The organism is Telluribacter roseus (assembly GCF_017355915.2).
Classification (GTDB): Bacteria; Bacteroidota; Bacteroidia; order Cytophagales; family Spirosomataceae; genus Telluribacter.
Genome location: NZ_JAFEUV020000003.1, coordinates 343324 through 365318, shown reverse-complemented (window position 1 = coordinate 365318; position 21995 = coordinate 343324). Strand labels below are relative to the sequence as shown.

At 52.0% G+C, this 21995-nt stretch carries 21 protein-coding genes; 5 read left to right on the top strand and 16 right to left on the bottom strand.

Features of this window, described 5'->3' with window-relative positions:
- Window positions 1-48: 48 nt before the first annotated feature.
- Entirely contained in the window at window positions 49-1335 is a 1287-nt protein-coding gene (gene nhaA / locus JTN23_RS07725; protein ID WP_247233560.1) for a Na+/H+ antiporter NhaA, read from the bottom strand.
- A 162-nt stretch (window positions 1336-1497) separates the two neighbouring features.
- Window positions 1498-1929, bottom strand: coding sequence for a YybH family protein (locus JTN23_RS07720; RefSeq protein ID WP_247233559.1), 432 nt, complete (start codon window positions 1927-1929; stop codon window positions 1498-1500).
- A gap of 237 nt (window positions 1930-2166) precedes the next feature.
- Here JTN23_RS07720 and JTN23_RS07715 point away from each other — a divergent pair, with 237 nt between their 5' ends.
- Both JTN23_RS07715 and JTN23_RS07710 read left to right on the top strand, forming a co-directional pair.
- On the top strand, window positions 2167-3045 hold the full coding sequence (locus tag JTN23_RS07715) for a diacylglycerol/lipid kinase family protein (RefSeq protein WP_247233557.1): 879 nt from the start codon (window positions 2167-2169) through the stop codon (window positions 3043-3045).
- Between the two features lie 158 nt (window positions 3046-3203).
- Window positions 3204-3539: a translation initiation factor gene (locus tag JTN23_RS07710; protein WP_247233555.1), complete on the top strand. Its 336-nt coding sequence runs from the start codon at window positions 3204-3206 to the stop codon at window positions 3537-3539.
- A gap of 176 nt (window positions 3540-3715) precedes the next feature.
- On the opposite strand, the gene JTN23_RS07705 is transcribed toward JTN23_RS07710, so the two are convergent.
- Both JTN23_RS07705 and JTN23_RS07700 read right to left on the bottom strand, forming a co-directional pair.
- Entirely contained in the window at window positions 3716-4189 is a 474-nt protein-coding gene (locus tag JTN23_RS07705; RefSeq protein ID WP_247233553.1) for a hypothetical protein, read from the bottom strand.
- A 64-nt stretch (window positions 4190-4253) separates the two neighbouring features.
- Complete coding sequence (locus tag JTN23_RS07700; protein ID WP_247233551.1) at window positions 4254-5495, bottom strand: ABC transporter permease; 1242 nt, start codon at window positions 5493-5495, stop codon at window positions 4254-4256.
- 233 nt (window positions 5496-5728) lie between these two features.
- On the opposite strand from JTN23_RS07700, the gene ggt reads away from it, so the two are divergent.
- Window positions 5729-7492, top strand: a complete 1764-nt coding sequence (gene ggt, locus JTN23_RS07695) for a gamma-glutamyltransferase (RefSeq protein WP_247233549.1) — start codon at window positions 5729-5731, stop codon at window positions 7490-7492.
- On the opposite strand, the gene JTN23_RS07690 is transcribed toward ggt, so the two are convergent.
- Together JTN23_RS07690 and JTN23_RS07685 are read right to left on the bottom strand one after the other, a co-directional pair.
- The gene (locus JTN23_RS07690) at window positions 7489-8178 is read right to left on the bottom strand and encodes a metallophosphoesterase (RefSeq protein WP_247233547.1); all 690 of its coding nucleotides are present in this window, start codon (window positions 8176-8178) and stop codon (window positions 7489-7491) included. The two genes, ggt and JTN23_RS07690, sit on opposite strands and share 4 nt — an antisense overlap.
- 79 nt (window positions 8179-8257) lie before the next feature.
- The gene (locus JTN23_RS07685; RefSeq protein WP_247233546.1) at window positions 8258-9010 is read right to left on the bottom strand and encodes a DeoR/GlpR family DNA-binding transcription regulator; all 753 of its coding nucleotides are present in this window, start codon (window positions 9008-9010) and stop codon (window positions 8258-8260) included.
- Window positions 9011-9067: 57 nt separating this feature from the next.
- On the opposite strand from JTN23_RS07685, the gene nudK (JTN23_RS07680) reads away from it, so the two are divergent.
- Both nudK (JTN23_RS07680) and nudK (JTN23_RS07675) read left to right on the top strand, forming a co-directional pair.
- Window positions 9068-9649, top strand: coding sequence for a GDP-mannose pyrophosphatase NudK (gene nudK / locus JTN23_RS07680; RefSeq protein ID WP_247233544.1), 582 nt, complete (start codon window positions 9068-9070; stop codon window positions 9647-9649).
- A gap of 176 nt (window positions 9650-9825) precedes the next feature.
- Window positions 9826-10407 (top strand): GDP-mannose pyrophosphatase NudK, encoded by a 582-nt coding sequence (gene nudK / locus JTN23_RS07675; RefSeq protein WP_247233541.1) that lies wholly within the window; start codon window positions 9826-9828, stop codon window positions 10405-10407.
- Between the two features lie 45 nt (window positions 10408-10452).
- Here the strand turns inward: nudK (JTN23_RS07675) and JTN23_RS07670 are convergent, their stop codons facing one another.
- The 10 genes from JTN23_RS07670 to JTN23_RS07625 form a co-directional block, all read right to left on the bottom strand.
- Window positions 10453-10746, bottom strand: a complete 294-nt coding sequence (locus tag JTN23_RS07670; protein ID WP_247233540.1) for a YtxH domain-containing protein — start codon at window positions 10744-10746, stop codon at window positions 10453-10455.
- A 120-nt stretch (window positions 10747-10866) separates the two neighbouring features.
- A complete protein-coding gene (locus JTN23_RS07665; RefSeq protein ID WP_247233538.1) occupies window positions 10867-11604 on the bottom strand; it encodes an SIMPL domain-containing protein in 738 nt (245 codons plus the stop codon).
- A gap of 169 nt (window positions 11605-11773) precedes the next feature.
- Window positions 11774-12649, bottom strand: coding sequence for a flavin reductase family protein (locus JTN23_RS07660; protein ID WP_247233536.1), 876 nt, complete (start codon window positions 12647-12649; stop codon window positions 11774-11776).
- Window positions 12650-12745: 96 nt separating this feature from the next.
- The gene (gene fahA / locus JTN23_RS07655) at window positions 12746-13999 is read right to left on the bottom strand and encodes a fumarylacetoacetase (RefSeq protein WP_247233534.1); all 1254 of its coding nucleotides are present in this window, start codon (window positions 13997-13999) and stop codon (window positions 12746-12748) included.
- Complete coding sequence (locus tag JTN23_RS07650; protein WP_247233532.1) at window positions 13996-14439, bottom strand: MarR family winged helix-turn-helix transcriptional regulator; 444 nt, start codon at window positions 14437-14439, stop codon at window positions 13996-13998. The genes fahA and JTN23_RS07650 overlap by 4 nt, the downstream gene beginning before the upstream one ends.
- Before the next feature lie 102 nt (window positions 14440-14541).
- Window positions 14542-15276, bottom strand: coding sequence for a phenylalanine 4-monooxygenase (gene phhA, locus JTN23_RS07645; protein WP_247233531.1), 735 nt, complete (start codon window positions 15274-15276; stop codon window positions 14542-14544).
- A gap of 81 nt (window positions 15277-15357) precedes the next feature.
- Window positions 15358-16497 (bottom strand): 4-hydroxyphenylpyruvate dioxygenase, encoded by a 1140-nt coding sequence (gene hppD, locus JTN23_RS07640; RefSeq protein WP_247233530.1) that lies wholly within the window; start codon window positions 16495-16497, stop codon window positions 15358-15360.
- A 152-nt stretch (window positions 16498-16649) separates the two neighbouring features.
- Window positions 16650-17828, bottom strand: a complete 1179-nt coding sequence (locus JTN23_RS07635) for a homogentisate 1,2-dioxygenase (RefSeq protein WP_247233529.1) — start codon at window positions 17826-17828, stop codon at window positions 16650-16652.
- 562 nt (window positions 17829-18390) lie between these two features.
- The gene (locus tag JTN23_RS07630; RefSeq protein WP_247233528.1) at window positions 18391-20976 is read right to left on the bottom strand and encodes a phosphoenolpyruvate carboxylase; all 2586 of its coding nucleotides are present in this window, start codon (window positions 20974-20976) and stop codon (window positions 18391-18393) included.
- Between the two features lie 66 nt (window positions 20977-21042).
- Window positions 21043-21915 carry a tyrosine-type recombinase/integrase gene (locus JTN23_RS07625; RefSeq protein ID WP_247233527.1) on the bottom strand — a complete coding sequence of 291 codons (873 nt, stop codon included), beginning with the start codon at window positions 21913-21915 and terminating at the stop codon, window positions 21043-21045.
- Window positions 21916-21995 lie beyond the last annotated feature (80 nt).

Sequence of the window (21995 nt, the reverse complement as noted above, 5' to 3'; positions counted from 1 at the left end):
ATTGATTCTAAACAAAAAGAGGAGCGGGTACCCGCTCCTCTTTTTGTTTTATTGCTTTTCCGGATCCAGGTAGGGATTGTCCGTTGGCTGCTCCGATAGGTCTTCACCGGTGTAGGGCGAAGTCGCCGGATTGTCCGCGCGGGCTAACCACACTAACCCCAGAACACCCGATAGTAGCGTTCCGACCATAATGGCCAGCTTAGCCGCATTCTGCAGATCCAGATCGGCGAAAGAAAGGCTGGTTATAAAAATAGACATGGTAAAGCCAATACCTGCCGTTAAGCCCAGCCCCAGCACATGGCGCCAGTGCATACCCAGGGGCAGCTTTACCAGCTTGGTCTTGACCACTGCCCAAGTCGTCAGGAAGATACCCAGCGGCTTGCCTATAAACAGACCGGCTATGATACCCAGGCTTAACGATGAGAATAACAGACCACCTATATCCGCTGGCAGCAAGATAGCCGTATTGGCCAGGGCGAATATAGGCATGATCAGGTAGTTGACTGGTTTGTACAGGGCGTGCTCTATATCATCTACCTGGTCCAGCGGAATGGTCATCGCCAGCAGTACCCCCGCAATGGTCGCATGTACTCCTGACTTCAGCACGTAGAACCACAGGAACAAACCCATCAGTACATATAGTGCTATCACTCGTACTTTGAAGAAGTTCAAGGCGGCCAGTACTGCCAGGACACCGGCTGAGTACATCAGCATAGCAGAGTCAATCTCGGCGGTGTAAAACAGCGCAATAACCAGTACTGCAATAAGGTCATCTATGATAGCCAGTGCGGTAAGAAACACCTTCAGCGAGAAAGGAACCCGATCGCCCAGCAGAGACAATATACCCAGAGAAAAAGCAATGTCGGTAGCCGTAGGTATGGCCCAACCATGTACTTCGGGGTCGTTGGGATTAAAAAGTACGAATATCAAAGCCGGCAAGGCCACTCCCCCGATGGCCGCAGCGGCCGGCAATAAGGCCTGCCTGAACGTAGAAAGCTCTCCCTCCAGCAGCTCCCGCTTGATCTCCAAGCCCACGAAGAAGAAGAAGATCACCATCAGTCCGTCGTTGATCCAGTGGTCGATGGTCTTTCGCAGAGGCTCCACCCCTACATATTGTTCCCAGAAATGAATATAATCATCACCGACGGCTGAGTTAGCTAGTGTCATGGATATGACCGTTGCCAGGAGCAGCAGAATACCCGAGAGGCGTCCGCTTTCGGCCAGATCTTTAATTGGATTAATGATTGGTCTGATTATTGGTTTTAAAGGATCAGTTACAGGCCTAATCGCTTTCTTGATCATGGCTCTTTTTTCACCTTTTTGCCTTTTTTTCATTGTACTATTCTTATATATGACTTACTATGATTGTTAATATTTAATGCAATCTAACCCTCTTCTGTATATGAGTTGCTAAAAAGTAGAAGTAAAATATGATGTAACCTGCATCTATTTACAACAGGTCAGACAGGGGAAAGTTCATAAGTAGGTGATCTTCAGCTAACTGGTATGGTCACACACAATGACCCAGCGACCATCAATCCGACGCCACAGTAGTGTATAATGACCTCCTATGTCTCCTTTTTCGGGACGAGTCAGGTTCCACTTTCCTACTACAAAGGCAACATCGTTGCCGGGGAAATTTACATGCAGAATATCGAATTTCAGAGTACCCATGGTAGCCCGGTCGGGGTAGCGCTTCAGGTACCCTTGGTAGGTACTCTGATAGCCGTAGGTCACGCCGTTTTTGCCCACGAACATCAGCGAATCTGACTCCCAGTAGCCCTTCATAAAGGCGGCTATGTTTCCGGAGTTCCAGTCACGGGTCTGGCGGTCCAGAATACCCAGTATGGCTGTACGGTCGTCGGCCGTCTGGCCTTTGGCGACTACCGCTGTTAGCAAAAGCACTAGTAGTACAAGCTGGTTTTTCATATATTTTATGGATTTTTGTAAAATTATGTTCAAATATAGAATAAAGGCTCTGGCTCATAGAGGAACTACCTGTAAAGCTACTCATAGCCGGTAATACCCGGCCTAACCATCCCATCTGTTATGTTTAATAATTTATTCAAGAAACTGGACCGGCAGCAGTACCCATTCGTGGATGGCTTGTACTACCTGTTCATTATCCTGTTCATCCTGGTGCTGTTCTTATTTTTTGCCTGATCTGTGGCCGAGCGCTCTTACCTGTTCATACTTAATCCCCGCTCCGGTACCCGCCTGGGACAGAGTGCCGCTGAAGTAGCGGCCTATATTGAGTCACACGTTCAAAAGGAAGGCCATGCCGTCCGGACCGTTACTACCGAGTACCGGAGCCACGCGACGGAGCTGGTCAGGGAAAGTATTAAGGCCAATGAGTGGACAGCCGTAGTGGCCGTAGGAGGCGATGGCACGGTCAACGAAGTAGCCCGGGCCCTGCTACATACCACTACTCCGCTAGGTATACTGCCGCTGGGCTCCGGCAATGGTCTGGCGCGTCATCTGGCGCTGCCCCTGTCTCTGCCTTCGGCCCTGGACCGGGTACTACACGGCCAAACCCTTACCATTGACAGCGCTCAGCTGAACGGCAACCCGTACTTCTGCGTAGCCGGGGTAGGTTTTGATGCGCACGTCAGTCATCTGTTCAGTCAACATACCAAACGTGGCTTTGAGGCGTATCTGAAGGTATCATGGGATGCTTACTGGAACTACCTGCCCCAGACGTATAAGCTGAACGGCCAGCCTGTGCAGGCCTTTTCGCTGAGCTTTGCCAATGCCGGTCAGTTTGGCAACAATGCCTGGGTAGCCCCGCAGGCCGATCTGACCGACGGCATGCTGGAGCAATGTACGATCACGCCTTTTCCCAAATGGTACGGAACCACACTGGTATACCGCCTGTTTTCGAAAGGTATGTGTCCCTCAGCCTATGTGAGCTACGAGCCAGTCACACAAGCCGTGGTAGAAACAGAAGGCCCGGCACTCGTGCATTATGATGGAGAACCGTACTTGTTGGATACTAATAGAGTAGAGGTACAGATCGTACCGCAGAGCCTGCGGGTGGTGTGTTAATGTAGCTTTAAGCTGTAGGCATTAGGCTGTAAGCTTTTTAAATTCAGTATCACTGCCTCTGCCCGTAGTAAACAATGCGTTGATTTAGTTAAAATATATTATTCATACAAAAGGCCTATTGCTTATAGCATACAGCCTACAGCACTTAGCTAAAACCTATGTCTAAGAAAAACCGCACCGGCATTGTGTACTCCACCGATCCGGATTTTGAATATCAGAACGATCAATCCGATGAGCCCGATACACTCGCTCCGGCCCAGCAGGACCTGCGCCTGTGGCTCGAGCGCAAGGGAGGTGGTAAAGTAGCCACCGTAGTGAAGGGCTTTGTAGGTACCACCGCCGACCTGGAAGCTCTGACCAAGCAGCTCAAAGGCGTATGCGGAACCGGTGGAGCCGCCAAGGAGGGCGAAGTAATCATCCAGGGCGACCACCGCGACAAGGTACTGGCCTGGCTCCAGAACAAAGGCTACAAAGCCAAGAAAGCCGGAGGATAACATTAATTTGTGAATTAGTGATTGAATGATTGAGTGAATGGAAACCTTCTAATAAGCTTAAGGTGTACGAGTGGAAGAAATGGTAGTATGGATAAACAGGTATACACTACACTGCTCCTTATATATTCACTCATCCACAATTCACTCAATCTCCACTCACTCATTCACTCAATACTTCAAAGTACCACTGTCTCCGACGTGTCTGGGGGTGGAGGGAGTGGCTGGGGCTCCTGGGGGGCAGCTGGCGGCCGGTAAGTAGGATTAGCCGGCGAAGGTGCGTACACATCCAGTAGCTCCACATCAGTCACGAAGTACTGGGTGTCGCCGTTCCAGGGAAAAACAAAAAACTTCTCCTGGTAGGTCAGCGAGACGCGCTGGCCGCTCTTGATAGCTTCTTCCAGCTTGGCGATGGCCTCTTTATTGTTCCCTCCTACCGAAAAGTCCCACTGCTCGGCATTGAGGGTACCCCCACCTTCGTAGATTCCTCCTACATTCAGTACACCTTCGTAGGTTTTGAGCAGGTAGCCCCGCTTGCTCAGCTTGACTACAAAGCCGCCCCGCTTTCCTTCGCTATAATAGCCAAAGGTCAGGTAATAGAATACGCCAAAAATAATAGCGAGTATAAGTAAGAGTATGACCCATTTGCGCATGGTACAAACAGTATTGGGGTAGTGAGGGTGCAACTTCGTTAATTGGCGCTATTTTTCCAACTATCTATTTGGCCCTGATTGCAATAACGGGGTCAAGTCGTGCGGCCATGAGGGCCGGTATAATACCCGACAGGATACCGATCACGCTGGATACCCCCAGCCCCAGCAGGATATTACCCATAGAAAGTCGTATATCCAGGGTACCTAACGGAATAAAAGACCCCAGGTACACCAGCAGAATACCCACCAGCCCTCCTACCAGACTCAGCATGACCGCCTCAAACAGAAACTGGAACAGGATGAAGTAGTTCTTGGCTCCCAGTGATTTCTGAATCCCGATCAGGTTGGTTCGCTCTTTTACGGATACGAACATAATGTTGGCTATTCCAAAACCGCCTACCAGGATCGAGAAGCTCCCGATCACCCAGCCCGCTACCGTCAGTACCGAAAAAATACCGGCTATGGCCTGCGCCGCTGCCTCGGGGCGGTTGATCGAGAAGTTGTTTTCCTGCCGGGGCTTCAGACCCCGGCGGGTACGCATCAGGCCTACTATCTCGGCTTCCAGCTCCTGCAGTCCTTCGTCCGTTTCGTAGCCCTTTACTACTATATCCGGGTCGGGCCGCCCCGACTGGAACAACTTGGCAAACGCTCCGTACGGAATAAGGCACTTGGTATCCGGGTTGCCCCCAATATCCAGCAGGCTCTCTCCTTTCTTAACCTGCTGCCCTACTACCACAAAGCGGTTACCGGCCAGCTTAAATTCCTTGCCGATGGGGTCCTGATTGGGGAACAGCGTTTCGGCCACTTCCGCTCCGATGATCGCTACGTTACGGGCTCCGTCCGTTTCGATGGGTGAAAAGTACCTGCCCAAGGCTATGGGTACATCCGATATTTCATTGTACTCGTACGATACGCCCTGAATAAGTGCTTCCATGCTGTTGGAGCCCCTTTTGACGGTAGTACCTCCCCGGAAGTCCATGACGGCTACGGCGCTGGCCATTTCGAGGTTATCATACAGGTACTTGTACTCGGCATAGGAAGGGCTCGGCCACTGAAAGTACCTCCACCACTGGTATTCGCCACCAAAGCCCCAGGGCCACTTCTGTACGTACAGTACCTTATCTCCAATGGCGCTCAGGCTCTCCTTGATGTTCCGCTCCAGCGAATCTACGATGGTAAATACCGCCACAATGGCAAATATACCCACCGTCACTCCCAGCAGGGACAGTATGGTGCGGGTGAGATTAGACTTCAGCGCCTGCCACGCAAACCGAAAGCTCTCGAAGGTTTGTCTGATAAACTTCATAGGAAAAGGCCTCTGCGATTCGTTCCAGTAGGGAAGAACCATTCATTTTCCAAAAGTTAGCTACTAGCTACCTGGTATCAACTACATTTGGGACAAGTGGCTCTAAAAAAGTTTGAATAGTACTAATCAAAGTATATGACAATCAGTACCCATTCAGTCAAAATTTTCCTTTTATAAAATACTTTACTTCGATACATTTAATGGCACTAGACCTACTGTACCTGCTCAAATACATGAAAAAACTCTATCTCTTCCTCTTTGCCTCATTCAGTTCAGTATCAGTCGGACAGGCCCAACAGCCGGTCAGGGAATCGCAGGGCTTTTACCAGTTCCTGACCGAAGACCCGAACCAGAAGCCCTTTTATAGCGATCGTCAGGGAGTCATAGCCAATAACGGCATGGTGGCCTCGGCGCATCCGGATGCTTCGCAGGTAGGAGTGGATATCCTCAAAAAAGGAGGTAATGCCGTAGACGCGGCCGTAGCGGTACAGTTTGCGCTGGCCGTTGTACATCCATCGGCGGGCAACATCGGCGGCGGCGGCTTTATGGTGTTTCGGGATGCTAGTGGTAAGAGCTACACGCTGGACTTCCGGGAAATGGCTCCACGCAGAAGCCACAAAGATATGTACCTCGACAAGCAGGGTAACCCAGTCCCCGGCCTGAGTACCCTGGGGCACCTGGCCAGTGGCGTACCCGGCTCGGTAGATGGCATGGCAGCAGCCCATGCGCGCTTTGGCAAACTCCCCTGGCGTGACCTCATCCAGCCCGCAATAGACCTGGCCGAAAGAGGCGTGGTACAGACGGAGCGCGAAGCCCGCGGCCTCAACAACATCCGGGAGTCGATGCAGAAGGTAAACCCGGGCGGTAGCTACTTCCTCCGCCCCGACGGCCGCGAGTGGAAAGCGGGCGATACGCTGGTACAAGAGGACCTGGCCCGGGTACTGCGGCTGATTCAGAAGAAAGGCCGCGACGGGTTTTATAAGGGTAAGGTAGCCCGTATGCTGGCTTCCGAAATGAAGAGGGGCGGCGGCCTCATCACCACCAAAGACCTGAAAGCTTACCAGTCGAAGTGGCGGGAGCCCATCATAGGTACCTACAAGAACTACAAAGTCATTACCATGCCCCCTACCTCCAGCGGTGGAGTAGCCCTGATGCAGCTTCTGCGCCTGGTGGAGCCCTACCCTATTACCCGCTGGGGCTGGAATGCCGACTCTACTACGCAGGTCATGATTGAAGCCGAGCGCCGTGTCTACGCCGACCGGGCCAAGTTTCTGGGCGATCCTGATTTTGTGGATGTACCCGTGGATAAGCTGATCAGCTACGAGTACCTCAGGGAGCGCTGGAAGAGTTTCAGCTTTGCTCAGGCTACGGATAGCAGGGAGGTAAGCGGCGGGGCCATTGCCGGCTACGAAAGCCTGGAGACTACGCACTTTTCGGTAGTGGATAAAGACCAGAATGCGGTGGCCATCACTACTACCCTTAACGGCGGCTATGGCAGCAGGGTAGTCGTGCAGGGTGGTGGATTTTTTATGAATAACGAGATGGACGACTTCAGCATCAAGCCGGGAGTACCCAACATGTTCGGCCTGATCGGCAACAAAGCCAACGCCATCGAGCCGGGTAAGCGCATGCTGTCGTCCATGACACCTACCATACTGGAAAAAGACGGAAAGCTGTACATGGTAGTAGGTACCCCTGGTGGCTCTACCATTATTACGGCAGTGTACCAGACCATCCTCAACGTAGTGGAACACGGCATGACCATGCAGCAGGCGGTCAACGCCCTGAAATTCCACCACCAGTGGCTACCCGACAAGACTACCTTCGAGCAGGGCGCCTTCGCCGACAATACCATCAGGAAGCTACAGAACCGGGGCTATACCCTGGAGATGCAGCGCAACTCCATCGGCCGGATGGATTGTATACTGGTACGTCCTGATGGCTCGCTGGAAGGCGGCTCTGACCCCCGCGGCGATAATGTGAGCATGGGCTACTAAGGCAGGTCCAGCCGGTAAAAATCCGTACGCTTCGTTAGTACATCGATGTACGTAATAGAGGCTGCTTCGTCACCTACCCTGATAAAGTGATCGACGCGGCTGTGCCCGACTACCTGGTGGTATCCATCCAGGTAGTCGGCTTCTGTTTCGGACTTATCCGCCCAGACAGGACCACCGTAGGGCTGCAGACCTCCCCGCGTCGTTCCTACATCAAACAGGATGTGATTATCAGCGCTTCGATGAAGCGCATTAAGCATATCCGCAAAGGTAGCATACCCGCTACGGTACCTGTCGAACAGGCGAAAGTGCGACCGGCACCAGCCTTCTGAAACCCCCGCGTGGGTAAACAGGTAGTTCTGGTACTGGTAAGCTACATTGAACAAGTCGGCATGCCGGGTAAAAATATCCGTATAGGTAGGCTGCAGATCAGCCCGAAAGCCACTGCACCGGTATCCGGGATAGTACAGGTACTGAATATCATGATTGCCCAGCAGGAGGGTGACCCGGTCCGGGAGGTCCTGCTTGAACTGTATAATCTCCTTAAAGTTTCGGACTATATCCGAAGCCTCTACCTCTCCCCTCGAATCCACATAATCACCTATGAATACAACCTGGTCCGCTCGCGTCCCAATTATTTCTTTCCAGACATCACGCCCGTGTATGTCGCCGATAGCCAGTATGTACATAGTAGAAGGCTATTTTCAGATAAAGTATCACCACACATGATCACTCCTATCAAGCTAAAAAAATAGTACCATTCCTGCTTTACCGGCCATTTACCACCCGTACCCCCTGCTCACGGTAGGGCTGTACGATACCCTCGTCGGCGTCTGTAATGAGTACATCGGCCAGGGTCAGGGGGGCAAACTGCAGGTACTTGTCCTTTCCCAGCTTACTCGAATCACACAAAAGGTAGGTAACACGGGCCTGAGCGGCCACAGCCAGGGTCATGGAGGCTTCTTTCTCACTATGTGCGCTTAATCCTCTGTCTACTGATATTCCGTCTACTCCCAAAAAGGCCCGGTCGGCCTGATAGCGGGCAATGTGTTCCTCAGCTATTTTCCCATGTATTGCCAGCCGGTTAGAGTCTACCTCTCCTCCCACCAGATTGACCGACACCTGACTTCCCAACAGCTCATACACCACGGGTAGCGAGTTAGTAATGACTTTGAGCCTCTTGTTTCGGATAAACTGGCACAGCCGGAACACCGTACTACCGCAGTCCAGAAAAACCACCTCGCCTTCCTGGATCTCCTGCGCCGCCATCCGGCAGATGTGGTCTTTCAGGTCTCCGTTCACGGCTGCTTTCTGTGCAAAGTCCACCGGGCCTCTTACCGGCTCTACCTTCATGGCGCCTCCGTGCGTGCGCAGGATGTACCCATCAGCCGCCAGCGCCGCCAGATCACGCCGGACGGTAATGTCAGAAGTATCCAGCGCCAGAGCCAGCTCCTTTACATCTACCTCCCCTTTTTCTTCAACGATGGCTAAAATCTTATTCTTTCTGTTTTGAAAACTCATAATAGGTTGTACATTTGTTCAAAATTAATCAAAAACAATCAAAAACAATCATTAGCTATGAATCCAAACGTAAAAATCAGCAAAGAAGAAACCCTCTCCGACAACTGGTACATCCTCAAAAAGTACACCTTTGACTACCTCCGCAAGGATGGTACCTGGGAGCGGCAGGAGCGTGAAGCCTATGACCGGGGCAACGGAGCCGCCATCCTGCTATATAATACTGAGAAGCAGACGGTCATCCTGACGCAGCAGTTCAGACTACCCAGCTACGTCAACGGAAATACCAGCGGTATGCTTATCGAAGCCTGCGCCGGACTGCTGGACAAAGACAACCCCGAAGAGTGCATCCGTCGCGAAACGGAAGAAGAAACCGGCTATAAGATACAATCGGTGAAGCGGGTATTTGAAGCTTACATGTCGCCGGGCTCGGTTACCGAGATGCTGTACTTCTTTGTAGCGGAGTATACCCACGACATGAAGGTGAGCGATGGAGGCGGCGAAGCCAGCGAACAGGAAAACATAGATGTACTTGAAATCCCGTTTGCGGAGGCGCTCGCTATGGTAGCCAACGGAGAAATCAAAGATGGCAAGACCATCATGCTGCTCCAGCACGCTCTGATCCACAAACTGCTGGGATAGCTTACTTCTACCTATCTATACAAAAAGCACGGCTCCGGTCGTGCTTTCTGTGTCTAAGGATGTTCCGGTATATGGCTACCAGGTTTATAGGCATTTTCGTCCCGTACCCGCTGGTACGCTTTTGATTACGTATAGGATGGTATACAGGATCGTATATCATACATAACTATACAGGCATGAATCCCACCATCACCATACTTAAGGAAGATACACTCTCAGACAACTGGTACACGCTTAAGAACTATACCTTCGAATACAAAAACCGCGAAGGCGTGCAGGAGGAGCAGAAGCGGGAAGTGTACCACAATGGAAACGGCGTTACGGTACTTCTGTACAACCGACAAAAAAAGACCGTCCTGTTTACGCGACAGTTCCGGATTGCCAGCTACACCAACGGCAACCCTTCGGGCATGCTGATTGAAACCTGCGCCGGTATCATGGACGAAAAGGACCCGGAGAAGGCGGTCATCAGGGAGACGGAGGAAGAAACCGGCCTGAAGATACAGTCGGCCCGGAAGGTATTTGAGGCATATATGTCGCCGGGAGCCGTGTCGGAGAAGCTGCACTTCTTTGTGGCTGAATATACCGATACTATGAAAGTAAGCGAGGGAGGCGGCGAGGACGAAGAACAGGAGCACATAGAGGTACTGGAGGTACCTTTCGAAAAAGCCCTGCAAATGGTACAAAGCGGAGAGATCAAAGACGCCAAAACGATACTGCTGCTCCAGTACGCCCAGATCAACGGCCTGCTGGACTAACCCCTGTACAACACAAAAGCACGGCCCGGGCCGTGCTTTTGTGTGCTAGGAAGCGGTAGATCCACCCGGCTTTTTACCGGATAAGTTAGCTACCAGGTCTCGTAGTACTTTTTCGGCATCGGGTACGGTGGTTTTAAGTACCTCCTCCACTTTAGCCTTGATCTGCTCCAGGTACTGCGGAGCTCTGTCCACTAATTCTTCGGCTTCGCTGCGCAGATCATGGGCCGTGGCCTTTAGATCTTCCAGTATTCTTTCGCCTTGCTCGGTCCTCATGAATCGCTGTAATACAACTCCGGCGGCGGTACCGAGCACAAAGGTGATTAAAAAACTGCTATACATGCCTGTGCGGTAGTGGTTAAGGTGAACAAACTAAAAGTCAAAAGTAGGCATACCAGCAACACTTTCAAAGTGTTATACCTGTTACCTTATCTACCAACGTTCATTCACCCCTTACTCGTATTACTTAATCTCGAAAATAGCCTGCATACGGTAGCTTAACTTGATTTTCTGAAAATCCAGATCACTTTCAGGTGCTGCCGCATCCATCGACTCGGCAGCCATCATGCGTACATTGGCCTTGGCGTATACCGGCTGCGGGTAGTACATATTATCTTCCAGTTCACGGATTTCCATCACCGGCCCCACTTTCTGGTCTATAGCCTGCAGCAGGTAGGTGGCTTTATCCTTAGCGGCTTTGAGGGCGTTGATCTTCACCTGTTTTTTCAGCTCCTCTTTCTGCGAATGATCCACCCGGCTGATGTTGGCATACTGAATACCCCGGCTATCTACCTCCGACAGGATACCATCCAACTTGTCGGGGCGGCTTACTTTCAGCTGATACTGCTTTGCTTCCAGGAAGGTACTCGGGCGCTTTTTCTTTTCCCAGTAGTTCTGGTAGCCGCCCAGCCCACTTACGGTAAGGCTCTCCTTGGGTAGTCCGGCGGCAGCTACCGCCTTGATCAGTTGCTGCTCCAGGGTATTGATGGCTACCTTGTCCTTCTGATTTTTTTCGTCCTTGAAGTACTCCCGCAACGATATCGTAAAGTACAGCTCATCGGGGGTGACTTCCATTTCGGCAAAGCCCGTGACTTCAATCTTGTGCGTCATGTTTTGCTGGGTAGGTGTGGTCTGTGAAAAAGCAGGCAGGAAGGCAGGAGTAGCCAGCAGAAGGGTGGCAACTAACAGGTGTTTTTTCATGGCTTTTTTAGGTTGTCTGGTATAAGCTTGATAGGTATTAGATGCAAAAGCAGGCAAATCGTTTAACCGACATCTATCCATTATTTGTATGGAAAAATCTGTCAGCTAAACGCTAGCCGGTGAAGCTTATTGCACGGCCAAAACTACGGGAAAGTATGGAGATATGATACTAGACTACCTGCAGTAGGGTAAGCCAGGCTTCATTGACCTTGCCTTCGGCCAGTAGCTGCTGGGCCCGGCGGTGCAGCAGATCCGGGAAGTACTGGCAGCCGTGTACGGCGTCCTCGTACAAGGTCCGTATGCTTTCAGATTGAGCATACGCCTGTACCTCGGCCTGCTCAGGTAGCTGCAACACGCTCCCCAACCGCCCCAAATCATTGCCGGTCAATATGCGGGACGTACGTATGGACTCGGGCAGGGCATCCACCCCTATACCCATCTGCGGGCGCGGTACCTCAAACAGGGCCTCGCCCGTAGCCCGGGCGTAGTAGTCGGCTCCCATGCGGGCCACCCAGTTGGTACGGCGCTGGTCTATTTGTCCGTCTTCGCCAAAGAGCGCTTCCGAAAAATGCGCCAGTACCACCTCCGCAATAACCAGCACCATGGAGCCAATCTCCTTCACCTCAAGTACCTTGCACTCAAACTGCACCGGTGATTCCTTGACCCGTGGTGGCTGGACCCGCTCGGAAGAGAGTGGTGTAAAACCGGCCTTGGTGAATTCATTGACTCCCCGCTCAAACTCCGCACTTGCCAGCGACACCTGCTCTACCATCGCGTAGTCTACCAGATTGATTACTACCTCGGGTACTTCACGGATGTTGAGGGCGGTATGCTTATGGGCATTGTCGCGACCACGACGATTAGGCGCAAACACCAGCAGGGGCGGATCAATACCCATGTAGTTGAAGAAGCTGAATGGGCTTAGATTTACACTGCCCTGGGCATCCACCGTACTGGCAAAGGCAATGGGACGGGGGGCCACCGAAGCGGTCATGTGTTTATAAAAGGCCCGGGCGCCGAGCTCAGAAGGGTCTATGGTTTTCATGCAGTCGTTGATGAAGCTAAATGACTAAAGGGTGTACTTGGGTAGAACCGTGAAGTTTCGGCAAAAGTTTAGGGGCTTGGTACTGGAAAGACCAGTTCAGAAAAGCTCAGCTGCCGGTAGTATCATTCCGCGCACCTCCCCAAAACCTATCCTATAGCCGTTCCCAGAGGCGTAGCCCCGCATTACTACCTCATCGCCATCCAGCAGGTAGGTACGCTGCTCGCCACCCTCTAACGCTACGGGCCTGGTACCTCCCTGGGTCAGCTCCAGCAGACAGCCGTTGCTTCCTTCGTCGGGGCCGCTGATGGTTCCGGTAGCGATCAAATCACCTACCTTCATATTACAACCCGTGATGGTGTGGTGAGCCAGCTGTTGCCTCACATTCCAGTACAGGTACCTGGCATTGGTGCGGCAAAGAGTACTTTCCGGTTGTTCGGCCGGCTGTATTGCCACCTGCAAGTCCAGATCAAAGTTGAAGGCACCGCTCGTTTGTAGATATGGTAGCGGTGCAGGCTCCTGCAGGGGCCCTTTGGTCCGAAAAGGGGCCAGTGCGTCGAGTGTTACAACCCAGGGCGATATGGAAGTAGCAAAATTCTTGCTCAGGAACGGGCCCAGCGGCTGGTACTCCCAGCGCTGTATATCACGCGCCGACCAGTCATTGACCAGTACGCAGCCGAACAGGTACTCCTCTGCCTCAGCCGCCGTCACGGGTCTGCCCAGCGCAGAATCTTTGCCTATGATAAAACCCAATTCCAGCTCGTAGTCCAGCGCCTTGGTGGGGCTGAATACAGGTACTTCCGCTCCCGCTGGCAGGATCTGTCCCTGCGGCCGGTGTACCGGCGTACCCGATACCACTACCGAGGAGGCTCTCCCATGGTAGGCTACGGGCAGATGCTTCCAGTTGGGCATCAGAGGGTTGTCGGACCGAAAGAGCTTGCCAACGTTAGTAGCGTGCTCCAGGCTGGAATAAAAATCGGTGTAGTCGCCAATGCGTACGGGCAGGTGCATTCGGGCCTCAGTCTGTCGTACCAGTACCCGATCTGCTACCGCGCGCAGCGGTGACTCCTCATCCATTAACAACTGCTGCAAAATAGCCCGCAGGCGCTGCCAGGCCGGGCGGCCCAGAGCGATGAAGTCATTCAGTACGCTTTGCTCAAAAACAGAAACCGCCCCCTCCCACTCGGTTAGTAGTCCGAGTTGGGCGGCGGCGGTCAGGTCTATGATCCACTCTCCGATGGCTACCCCTACTCCCGGAGCCCCTCCCTCTCTGCTGAATATGCCATAAGGCAGGTTATGAACAGAAAAATCGGAGTCAGAAGGTATGGCTAGCCATGAAGCGGATTGTATCATTCTGTTTCGCTAAAATTATTGTAAATCGAATCCATAATCCGTACAAACTGCTGGTAGTCTGACTCATCCAGCTCGCCCCAACCCTTCCGACGAATCTCGGCTACTACGGGGAAAGCTTCGTTGTGACAGGCTACTCCCTTTTCGGTCAGGAACAGATTGAATTTACGACGGTCACCGGCAGCCATTCTACGTTCCACCAGGGCTTTCTTTTCCAGCAGATCAATGATGCGGGTTACGGTCGGAGGATCTTTATATGTTACTTCGGCCAGTGCATTCTGACTGATGCCTTCCTCCCGGTAGATATGATCCAGGAGTACCCATTGATCTACGGTCAGATCAACACCCGCTTCATTCAAACGCTTCTGCAACGCGTTACGAATTTTTTTGATGGTGGTGTCGATTTTGAAAAAGTAAGCACGCTGGTCGGAATGGTGAGTCATACTTGTAGTCTTTTAGGGTTAGGCTCGGCGTCAGAACCTTACAAATATAGTACACACCAACTATTAGCCTACTAAGTAAACCAGCCTTTTTTTGCTATATTTTTAGTAAACGGTTAATTTATTTATAGTTTTATCTAAGGATTCCGCTATTTGTGTTACTGATCCGTAAAGTTGCTCGTACGATTCAATAACAAAGTAGTGGTCCTGGTACCGATCGATATGGTACGGCGTGTCCAGCAGCGTAATCACATCAAAGGCGATTTTGGGTACTTCATCGCTCAGGCAGTACACACTTTCGCCGGGTGAAGACAGGATCCCCCCTCCGTAGATTTTCAATTTCCCCTCCTCGTGGATAAGTCCAAACTCCACCGTGTACCAGTAGAGCCGCGATATGCGCTGGATGGCTTCTTCGCTGTCGATAAACCGGAGCGCTACTTCACTCAGATCGGTTAGAAAATGGCAAAAAGACGGATTGGTCAATAACGGCACGTGTCCAAATGTATCATGAAACATGTCTGGCTCTTCCAGGTAATCCAGCTGCTCAAGGGTACGCAGCCAGGTAGAGGCCGGAAACTTCTTGTCGGCCATCAAGCCGAAAAACTCCTTATGGGGAATGAGGCCGGGTACTACCCATACCTCCCAACCGGTATGGGCCCGCAGGCGCGGGTTGGTCTCCTCCACGAAGTTGGGAATGTGATCCGCTACAAAACCTACCTTCTCAATTCCTTCCAGGTAGGCCCGGCTGGCAATGGCAGGTAACTGCTCCATCTGCCGCTCAAAAAGCCGCTTCCACACCGCATGGTCTTCGGCGGTATATTTATCATATGCTTGATCCATGGCTCAATTAGTTAAATATAGACTAGCTGTCATGGGTAGTTAAATAGCTGTGCCTGCCCCTCCATGACTACCGGTACTCCATCATAAGGTTCCTCGTAGTTGCTGTTCGCGTTCGATGGCTTCAAACAAGGCTTTGAAGTTGCCTTTGCCAAAGGACCTGGCTCCCTTGCGCTGGATAATTTCGAAAAACAACGTAGGCCGGGGCATGATAGGCTTCGTAAAAATCTGTAGCAGGTACCCTTCATCGTCGCGGTCTACGAGTATACCCAGCTGGCGCAGCTCATTGATTTCTTCGTCAATGGTTCCTACCCGTTCCTGCAGGTCGTCGTAGTAGGTAGTGGGTACCTGTAGAAACTCCACCCCACGATCCCGAAGCGCCGTAACAGTTTCGATGATATTGTCGGTAGCTACCGCAATGTGCTGTACGCCCGGCCCTCCGTAAAAATCCAGGTACTCCTCTACCTGCGATTTCTTTTTACCCTCGGCGGGCTCATTGATCGGAAACTTGATCCGTCCGTTGCCGTTGCTCATGACCTTGCTCATCAGAGCCGTGTAGTCAGTAGAGATGTCCTTGTCGTCAAACGACACCAGCTGCCGGAAGCCCATCACATCGGCGTAAAACTTGACCCACTTGTTCATCTCGTTCCAGCCTACGTTGCCTACTATGTGGTCGACGTAGCGGAGTCCGACGGACTCAGGGCGGTAGGCAGGCTCCCATTTCTTATAGCCCGGCAGAAACACCCCCTGGTACTCCTTACGCTCCACAAATACGTGTACGGTATCGCCATAGGTGCAGATGCCGGAGCGTACGACACGCCCGTGTTCGTCCTCTTCGGTAGTAGGCTCCAGGCAAGAGGTAGCTCCCCGGCGCAGGGTTTCTTCGTAGGAGTAGGTGGCGTCATCCACCCATAGCGCTACTACTTTCACCCCATCGCCGTGGAGGTCGATGTGCGAACCAATAGCGGTTCCGCCCACCAGAGGTGAAGTCAATACCAGCCGGATCTTATCCTGTACCAGTACATACGACTCCCGATCGCGCAGCCCGGTTTCCAGTCCCGCATGAGCCAGCGGCTGAAAGCCAAAGGCCGTCTGGAAGTAGTGCGCCGCCTGGCGGGCATTGCCTACGTACATCTCTATATAATCCGTACCGTTGATGGGCAGGAAGTCCACCTCCTGCTCCGTTCCGGCTTGTTGTTTATGTTTTAATTCCAGCGTTTCCATAGTCTTGTTGATGAAGATGTCTTTTTTAAGGAAGAAGGGAGGAAAGGAGAAAAATAGTTTTTCTTGTACCTTTATTTCCGCGCGGCGGCCGCCATTCCTACTTTCCTGCTTTCTTACCGCACGGCGGCCGCCCTTCCGCCTTTTATTCTTTCTTACCTTTTCTCCTCCCGCTCCGGTTCCAGCCAGCTTTGGAAGTACTTACCGTCGTCAATGGCTAGGGCGGCTTCGGTGAGCATCAGGGGGCGGAAGGTATCTACCATCACGGCCAGCTCCTGCGTTTCTTTCTTGCCGATACTCCGCTCATAGGCTCCCGGGTGCGGCCCGTGCGGAATACCTCCGGGGTGCAGCGTGATGTGCCCCTGCGCTATATCGTTGCGGCTCATGAAGTCGCCATCTACGTAGTAAAGTACTTCGTCGGAGTCGATATTGCTGTGGTTGTAGGGAGCCGGTATGGCCTTGGGGTGGTAGTCGTACAACCGCGGACAGAACGAACACACCACGAAGGCGTCGGTCTGGAAGGTCTGGTGCACCGGCGGTGGCTGATGAACGCGCCCCGTGATAGGCTCAAAATCGTGAATAGAAAAGCCCCACGGGAAGTTGTAGCCGTCCCAGCCTACTACATCGAACGGGTGGTAGGCGTACACCAGATGGTGCATGGCGTTGCCCTTTTTGATTTTCATCAGAAACTCCCCCCGCTCGTCGTGCGTCTCCAGGTCGGTTGGGAGCTTGTAGTCGCGCTCGTGCATGGGCGAGTGCTCCATCAGTTGTCCGAAGTGGTTGCGGTACCGCTTGGGTGTGTAGATTGGCGAGTGCGACTCGAGGTAAAAGAGACGGTTGTCTGCTGTATCGAACTCGATCTGGTAGATCATGCCCCGCGGTATCACCAGGTAGTCGCCGTACTCAAAGGGTAAAGTACCCAACAACGTCCGCAACCGCCCACTGCCCCGGTGGATAAACAGTAGCTCATCGGCGTCGGCATTTTTGTAAAAATACTCCGTCTGGGAAGTACGCGGAGCCGCCAGGCCTATGGTGACGTCCTTATTCACCATCAGAGGTATACGACTTTCGATGTAGTCGTCCATGGGAGGCAGCGCAAATCCGATCAGCTTCCGCATGGTGAGGTTGTTAGCAACGGCGAGCCGGGGCGACACATCCAGGGCCGGAGCAATGGCCTGCACCTGCGTGGGGCGGTGCACGTGGTACATCAGGGATGACATCCCGTCAAAGCCGATGGTACCGAATACCTGCTCGTAGTACAGGCCACCGTCGGGCTTCTCAAACTGCGTGTGGCGCTTGTGTGGAATCTTTCCGAGTCGGTGATAGATCGGCATGGCTCTAGTCGGTTTAGCGTCTACATCTGTATTCTAAAAAATTGGGGTGGACCTTCGTCCACCCCTGCATGACGAAGTGTAATTTGATATCTAATTGCCTTGGCAACAATTATAGTAACAATAAAAATTTAACGCAAATATTTTTGCATTATTTTATTTTTAAATTTAAAAATAGTAATAACTTTATCTGGATTTTATAAACAGCAGTAGTCAGCAAAGTGTTTGGCTACACCATCAAAAAGATTAAGTCGCCTCACAAGCTCTGTCCCCAGAGTACCTTTCAGGAAGGTCGTAGCAGTAGTAGATCCGTAGTAGAGTTATACCACCAAACCTGCCGTTATCCAAGCCTAACCGGCTGATTACTACCTATACCCTGTACAACCATACAAGTACATAAGTCTGTCTTTGTCATTTCTGTTACACTATATCCATCCACAGCTTCCCAACCCATTGCCACCACACCATTCCTGACTACTATATCCACACCTACAAAAATCCCCCTCGGATAACCAGCCGGTCGTTCCGAGGGGGATATATTTTGTAAGGTAGCTGTTATGTATGGCTACGCCGAGTTACGGGCCGCATTGATGATCCCGAACATAGCCCGTACTACCAGTTTATGGTATCTTTCTACATCTACCGGCAGCGTCTTGGGATCCTCAGCCAGCATCTGCAGGGCGTACTGCTGTATGGTGATAAGCGGCATAACGATACGCTCACGTACCTTGATGGATTCTTTGGTTACCTGGTTGCTGTCCAGCAGCTCTTTCTGGCCCGATATCTCCAGGAGCAGCTTATAGGTCAGTTCAAACTCCGCGTACATAGTATCCCAGAACGCCCGGTACTCTTCTTCACGGCGCAGGTACTCCGTAGCCGGGAAAAATGCCTTCGACAGAGACTGCATGGAGTTCTCGATCAGGGTACGGAAGAAGAGCGACTTTTTGTACAGGGCCTTGATGGCATCTCCTTTTCCTTCAGCCATCAGTTTCTCAATAGCCGAGCCGAATCCGTAGAAGCCGGGTACGTTCTGCTTCATCTGAGCCCACGAACCTACAAACGGAATAGCCCGCAGATCCTCAAACTTGAGGCCTTCGCCATCGTTGCCGCGCTTGGTAGGGCGGCTTCCGATGTTGGTCTGGCCGTAGAAGCGGAGCGGCGTCTTCTTTTCCAGGTACTTTACAAATACCGGGTCGTTCTTCAGCTCGAGGTACGAGTGGTAAGCCGCCTGGGCCAGTTCTTCCAGAAGTGCTTTGTCTGCTTCGGTGAGCTGCTCTTCCTGACGGCTGGAACTGAACAGGTGATTTTCGAGGCCCGCCGTAAAGAGGCGCTCGAGGTTATACATAGCCGTCGAAACGGTACCGTAGTTGGAGCTGATGGTCTGTCCCTGTACGGTCAGTTGTATTTCTTTATCCTCTATATCCTTACCCAGCGAGGCGTAGAAGTTGTGGTTATTTCCACCCCCACGACCCGGAGGTCCTCCCCGACCGTCGAAGAAGGTTACCTTGATACCGTACTCGCGCGATATCTTGGTGAGCTCTTCCTTAGCGCGGTAGATCGACCAGTTGGCCCGCAGATACCCTCCATCCTTGGTACCATCCGAGAAGCCCACCATGATGGTCTGGTGGTTGCCCCGGTTGGTCAGGTGATTGCGGTAGTACTCATTTTCGTATAGTTTGCGCATGATACCCGACGCATTGGCCAGGTCATCTACTGTTTCGAACAGCGGTACTATATCCAGCGCCAGCTTTCCTTCCTCATCCGCGATCAGGTTTTTGGCGATGGCCAGTACTTCCATGATATTCAGCGCACTCTGGGAGTTACTGATCACGTAGCGGTGAGCCCCCTCTTCACCGTTGCGCTGCTGTATGGTACGTATGGACTTGATAGCCCCCAGTATATCTTTGGTTAGCGGGTCTTCGTAGTCATCTTCGCGCAGTGGGATATTCAGCGAAAGCAGCAGGTCTATTTTACGGTCTTCGTCCCAGCTCTGGTAGTCACTGTACTTGATCAGGGGTATCTTCTGTTCCAGGCGGGTCAGAATGTCTTTCCAGGCTTTGGTATGCTTGCGGCTATCCTGACGTACATCCAGGCTGGCAAAGAAAAAGCCGAAGAGACGCAGTTTGAGCACAAATACATCCAGCATCTCCACAAACAGCCCCTGGTGCTTATCAATAAGTACTTCCCGTGCTTCGAGTAGCTCATTGATGAGCTCTGTCACGCTGGCATATCCTTCCTCTTCGGGACCGAATATGGTACTGTTCATCTTGAGCTCTGCCAGCGATATGGCATCCTCTACGCCGCGGAACGTGAGCCGGCGTTTCAGGTTACGAATATCCCGGTAGTAGGCCCGCAGCAGCGTTTCGCGGAGGCGATCGGCTACCTGTAAAGTAGTTTCGGCATTGACAAAGGGATTACCATCGCGGTCGCCGCCGGGCCAGAAGCCCAGCCGGAACAGCTGCGGATAAGACCACTCGTGCACCGACATATCCAGGCTATCGATGAGCTTGAGCAGGATAGCCGGTATGGCTTCGTAGTATACATTCTCCAGAAACCAGGTTAAGCTTACCGCTTCGTCATAGGGGCTTGGCTTGGTATCATTCGTAAAACCAGTTTTGCCCAACTGCAGCAGTAAACGGTTGACTTCCGCAAAATCATTGATCCGGATGGCATCTTCCAGGTCATGGATAATACCCAGCACCTTGCCCGGATAAAATTGCGTGGGATGAGCTGTCAGTACAATGCGTACAGAGAAATCCTGCAGCTTATCCAGCATCTTCTGACGCAGCTCTGGAGTCTCCAGGCGCTCCACCAGAAAAGGTACCGAGCCTTTTCCGCTCAGATCGTGGGTCTGATCAAAAGCGGCGTCCTCTACGGAGTCAAAGAGTACTACCTGTCGCTCTATATATTGAATAAAAGCAAACAGCAGATCTATCCGCTCTTTGGGCGAAGCGTCTTCCAGTAGCTCACTGAAGAAGTCTTCTATGATCTGACGCGGCGATTTACCGGCCTGAAACCCCTCCTCACTCTGCTGGGTAAGAAGTGGCAGCAGTGAGCCCGTCTGAAATATACCCGGGTAGGGCAAACTCAGAAAAAGGCTGTTAAAAATATTGTATTTGGTAACGACTGCGTCCTGAAATACGTGACTCATAGAATAGGGACAAAATTATATCTTGAATTCTCTAGTACAGGGCAAATATATCCTAAAAAATCGGTTTCAGGCCTTTGGGTGCGCCTGTTGATGCGTTTTTTTAAGTTTCTCGATGGAGTTATGGGTATATATTTGCGTAGCAGCCAGATTAGCGTGACCCAGCAATTCCTTAATGGCATTCAGATCAGCGCCGCGGTTGAGCAGGTGTGTCGCGTAGGTGTGGCGTAGTACGTGCGGGCTTTTCTGCTGCAGAGTCGTGACGGCGGATAAGTACTTCTTAACCAGCCGCTGCACAAATACCGGGTACACGGCTTTTCCTGAATCAGTGAGCAGTAGCACACGGGTATCTTCCTCAGGAGCCCGCTGGCCTATGTAGTCGGTAAGCAGGTGCGCCAGACTAGCCGTAATGGGTATCAGCCGCTCTTTGGAGCGCTTACCAAATACCCGCACCACCCGGCTGCTGGTATCTACCTGGTCTACTTCCAGGCCAATCAACTCAGACAGACGCATACCGGTACCGTACAGTAGCTCAAGCAGGATGCGGTCACGCAGACCTTCAAAACCATCGGGGAACTCCACGTTATCAAAGAGCAGGTCCATGGCCTTCTCTTCGACAAAAGCCGGCAGCTTCTTGCGGGTTTTAAGAGAGGTAAGATTGGTAGTGGGATCTTTGAGGATATGATTCTTTTTGCGTAGATACTTGTAGTACGAGCGAATGGTGGCCATCTTCCGGTTGACGGAGGTAGGGTTCATACCCTCCTCCACCAGACTCACCACCCACGACCGCAGCATGGGCGGAGTAGCCTGCTCGGGCTTATCCAGCTCGTACTGAAACAGCAGGTACTTCCCGAACTGGTCGAGGTCATTGGCGTAGGCCGTAATGGTGTGCCCGCTGGCGCGCTTTTCGTAGCGCAGATGATCTAAAAAAGGCTCTATCATAGAGCCAAGCTACAAAAAAAGGCCGTCTTTGACAAGACAGCCCCTTTTTATATGGTTACAGTAATCCTGTAGAACGCTAC

Coding starts and splice junctions, on each gene's coding strand:
- JTN23_RS07635 (WP_247233529.1), bottom strand. CDS start 17,828: ATGCCGATCTATCACCGACTCGGAAAGATTCCACACAAGCGCCACACG.
- JTN23_RS07700 (WP_247233551.1), bottom strand. CDS start 5,495: ATGAAGTTTATCAGACAAACCTTCGAGAGCTTTCGGTTTGCGTGGCAG.
- phhA (WP_247233531.1), bottom strand. CDS start 15,276: ATGGATCAAGCATATGATAAATATACCGCCGAAGACCATGCGGTGTGG.
- nudK (WP_247233544.1), top strand. CDS start 9,068: ATGAATCCAAACGTAAAAATCAGCAAAGAAGAAACCCTCTCCGACAAC.
- JTN23_RS07665 (WP_247233538.1), bottom strand. CDS start 11,604: ATGAAAAAACACCTGTTAGTTGCCACCCTTCTGCTGGCTACTCCTGCC.
- JTN23_RS07670 (WP_247233540.1), bottom strand. CDS start 10,746: ATGTATAGCAGTTTTTTAATCACCTTTGTGCTCGGTACCGCCGCCGGA.
- fahA (WP_247233534.1), bottom strand. CDS start 13,999: ATGATACAATCCGCTTCATGGCTAGCCATACCTTCTGACTCCGATTTT.
- JTN23_RS07690 (WP_247233547.1), bottom strand. CDS start 8,178: ATGTACATACTGGCTATCGGCGACATACACGGGCGTGATGTCTGGAAA.
- JTN23_RS07685 (WP_247233546.1), bottom strand. CDS start 9,010: ATGAGTTTTCAAAACAGAAAGAATAAGATTTTAGCCATCGTTGAAGAA.
- JTN23_RS07625 (WP_247233527.1), bottom strand. CDS start 21,915: ATGATAGAGCCTTTTTTAGATCATCTGCGCTACGAAAAGCGCGCCAGC.
- JTN23_RS07720 (WP_247233559.1), bottom strand. CDS start 1,929: ATGAAAAACCAGCTTGTACTACTAGTGCTTTTGCTAACAGCGGTAGTC.
- JTN23_RS07705 (WP_247233553.1), bottom strand. CDS start 4,189: ATGCGCAAATGGGTCATACTCTTACTTATACTCGCTATTATTTTTGGC.
- nudK (WP_247233541.1), top strand. CDS start 9,826: ATGAATCCCACCATCACCATACTTAAGGAAGATACACTCTCAGACAAC.
- JTN23_RS07650 (WP_247233532.1), bottom strand. CDS start 14,439: ATGACTCACCATTCCGACCAGCGTGCTTACTTTTTCAAAATCGACACC.
- JTN23_RS07660 (WP_247233536.1), bottom strand. CDS start 12,649: ATGAAAACCATAGACCCTTCTGAGCTCGGCGCCCGGGCCTTTTATAAA.
- ggt (WP_247233549.1), top strand. CDS start 5,729: ATGAAAAAACTCTATCTCTTCCTCTTTGCCTCATTCAGTTCAGTATCA.
- hppD (WP_247233530.1), bottom strand. CDS start 16,497: ATGGAAACGCTGGAATTAAAACATAAACAACAAGCCGGAACGGAGCAG.
- JTN23_RS07710 (WP_247233555.1), top strand. CDS start 3,204: ATGTCTAAGAAAAACCGCACCGGCATTGTGTACTCCACCGATCCGGAT.
- nhaA (WP_247233560.1), bottom strand. CDS start 1,335: ATGAAAAAAAGGCAAAAAGGTGAAAAAAGAGCCATGATCAAGAAAGCG.
- JTN23_RS07630 (WP_247233528.1), bottom strand. CDS start 20,976: ATGAGTCACGTATTTCAGGACGCAGTCGTTACCAAATACAATATTTTT.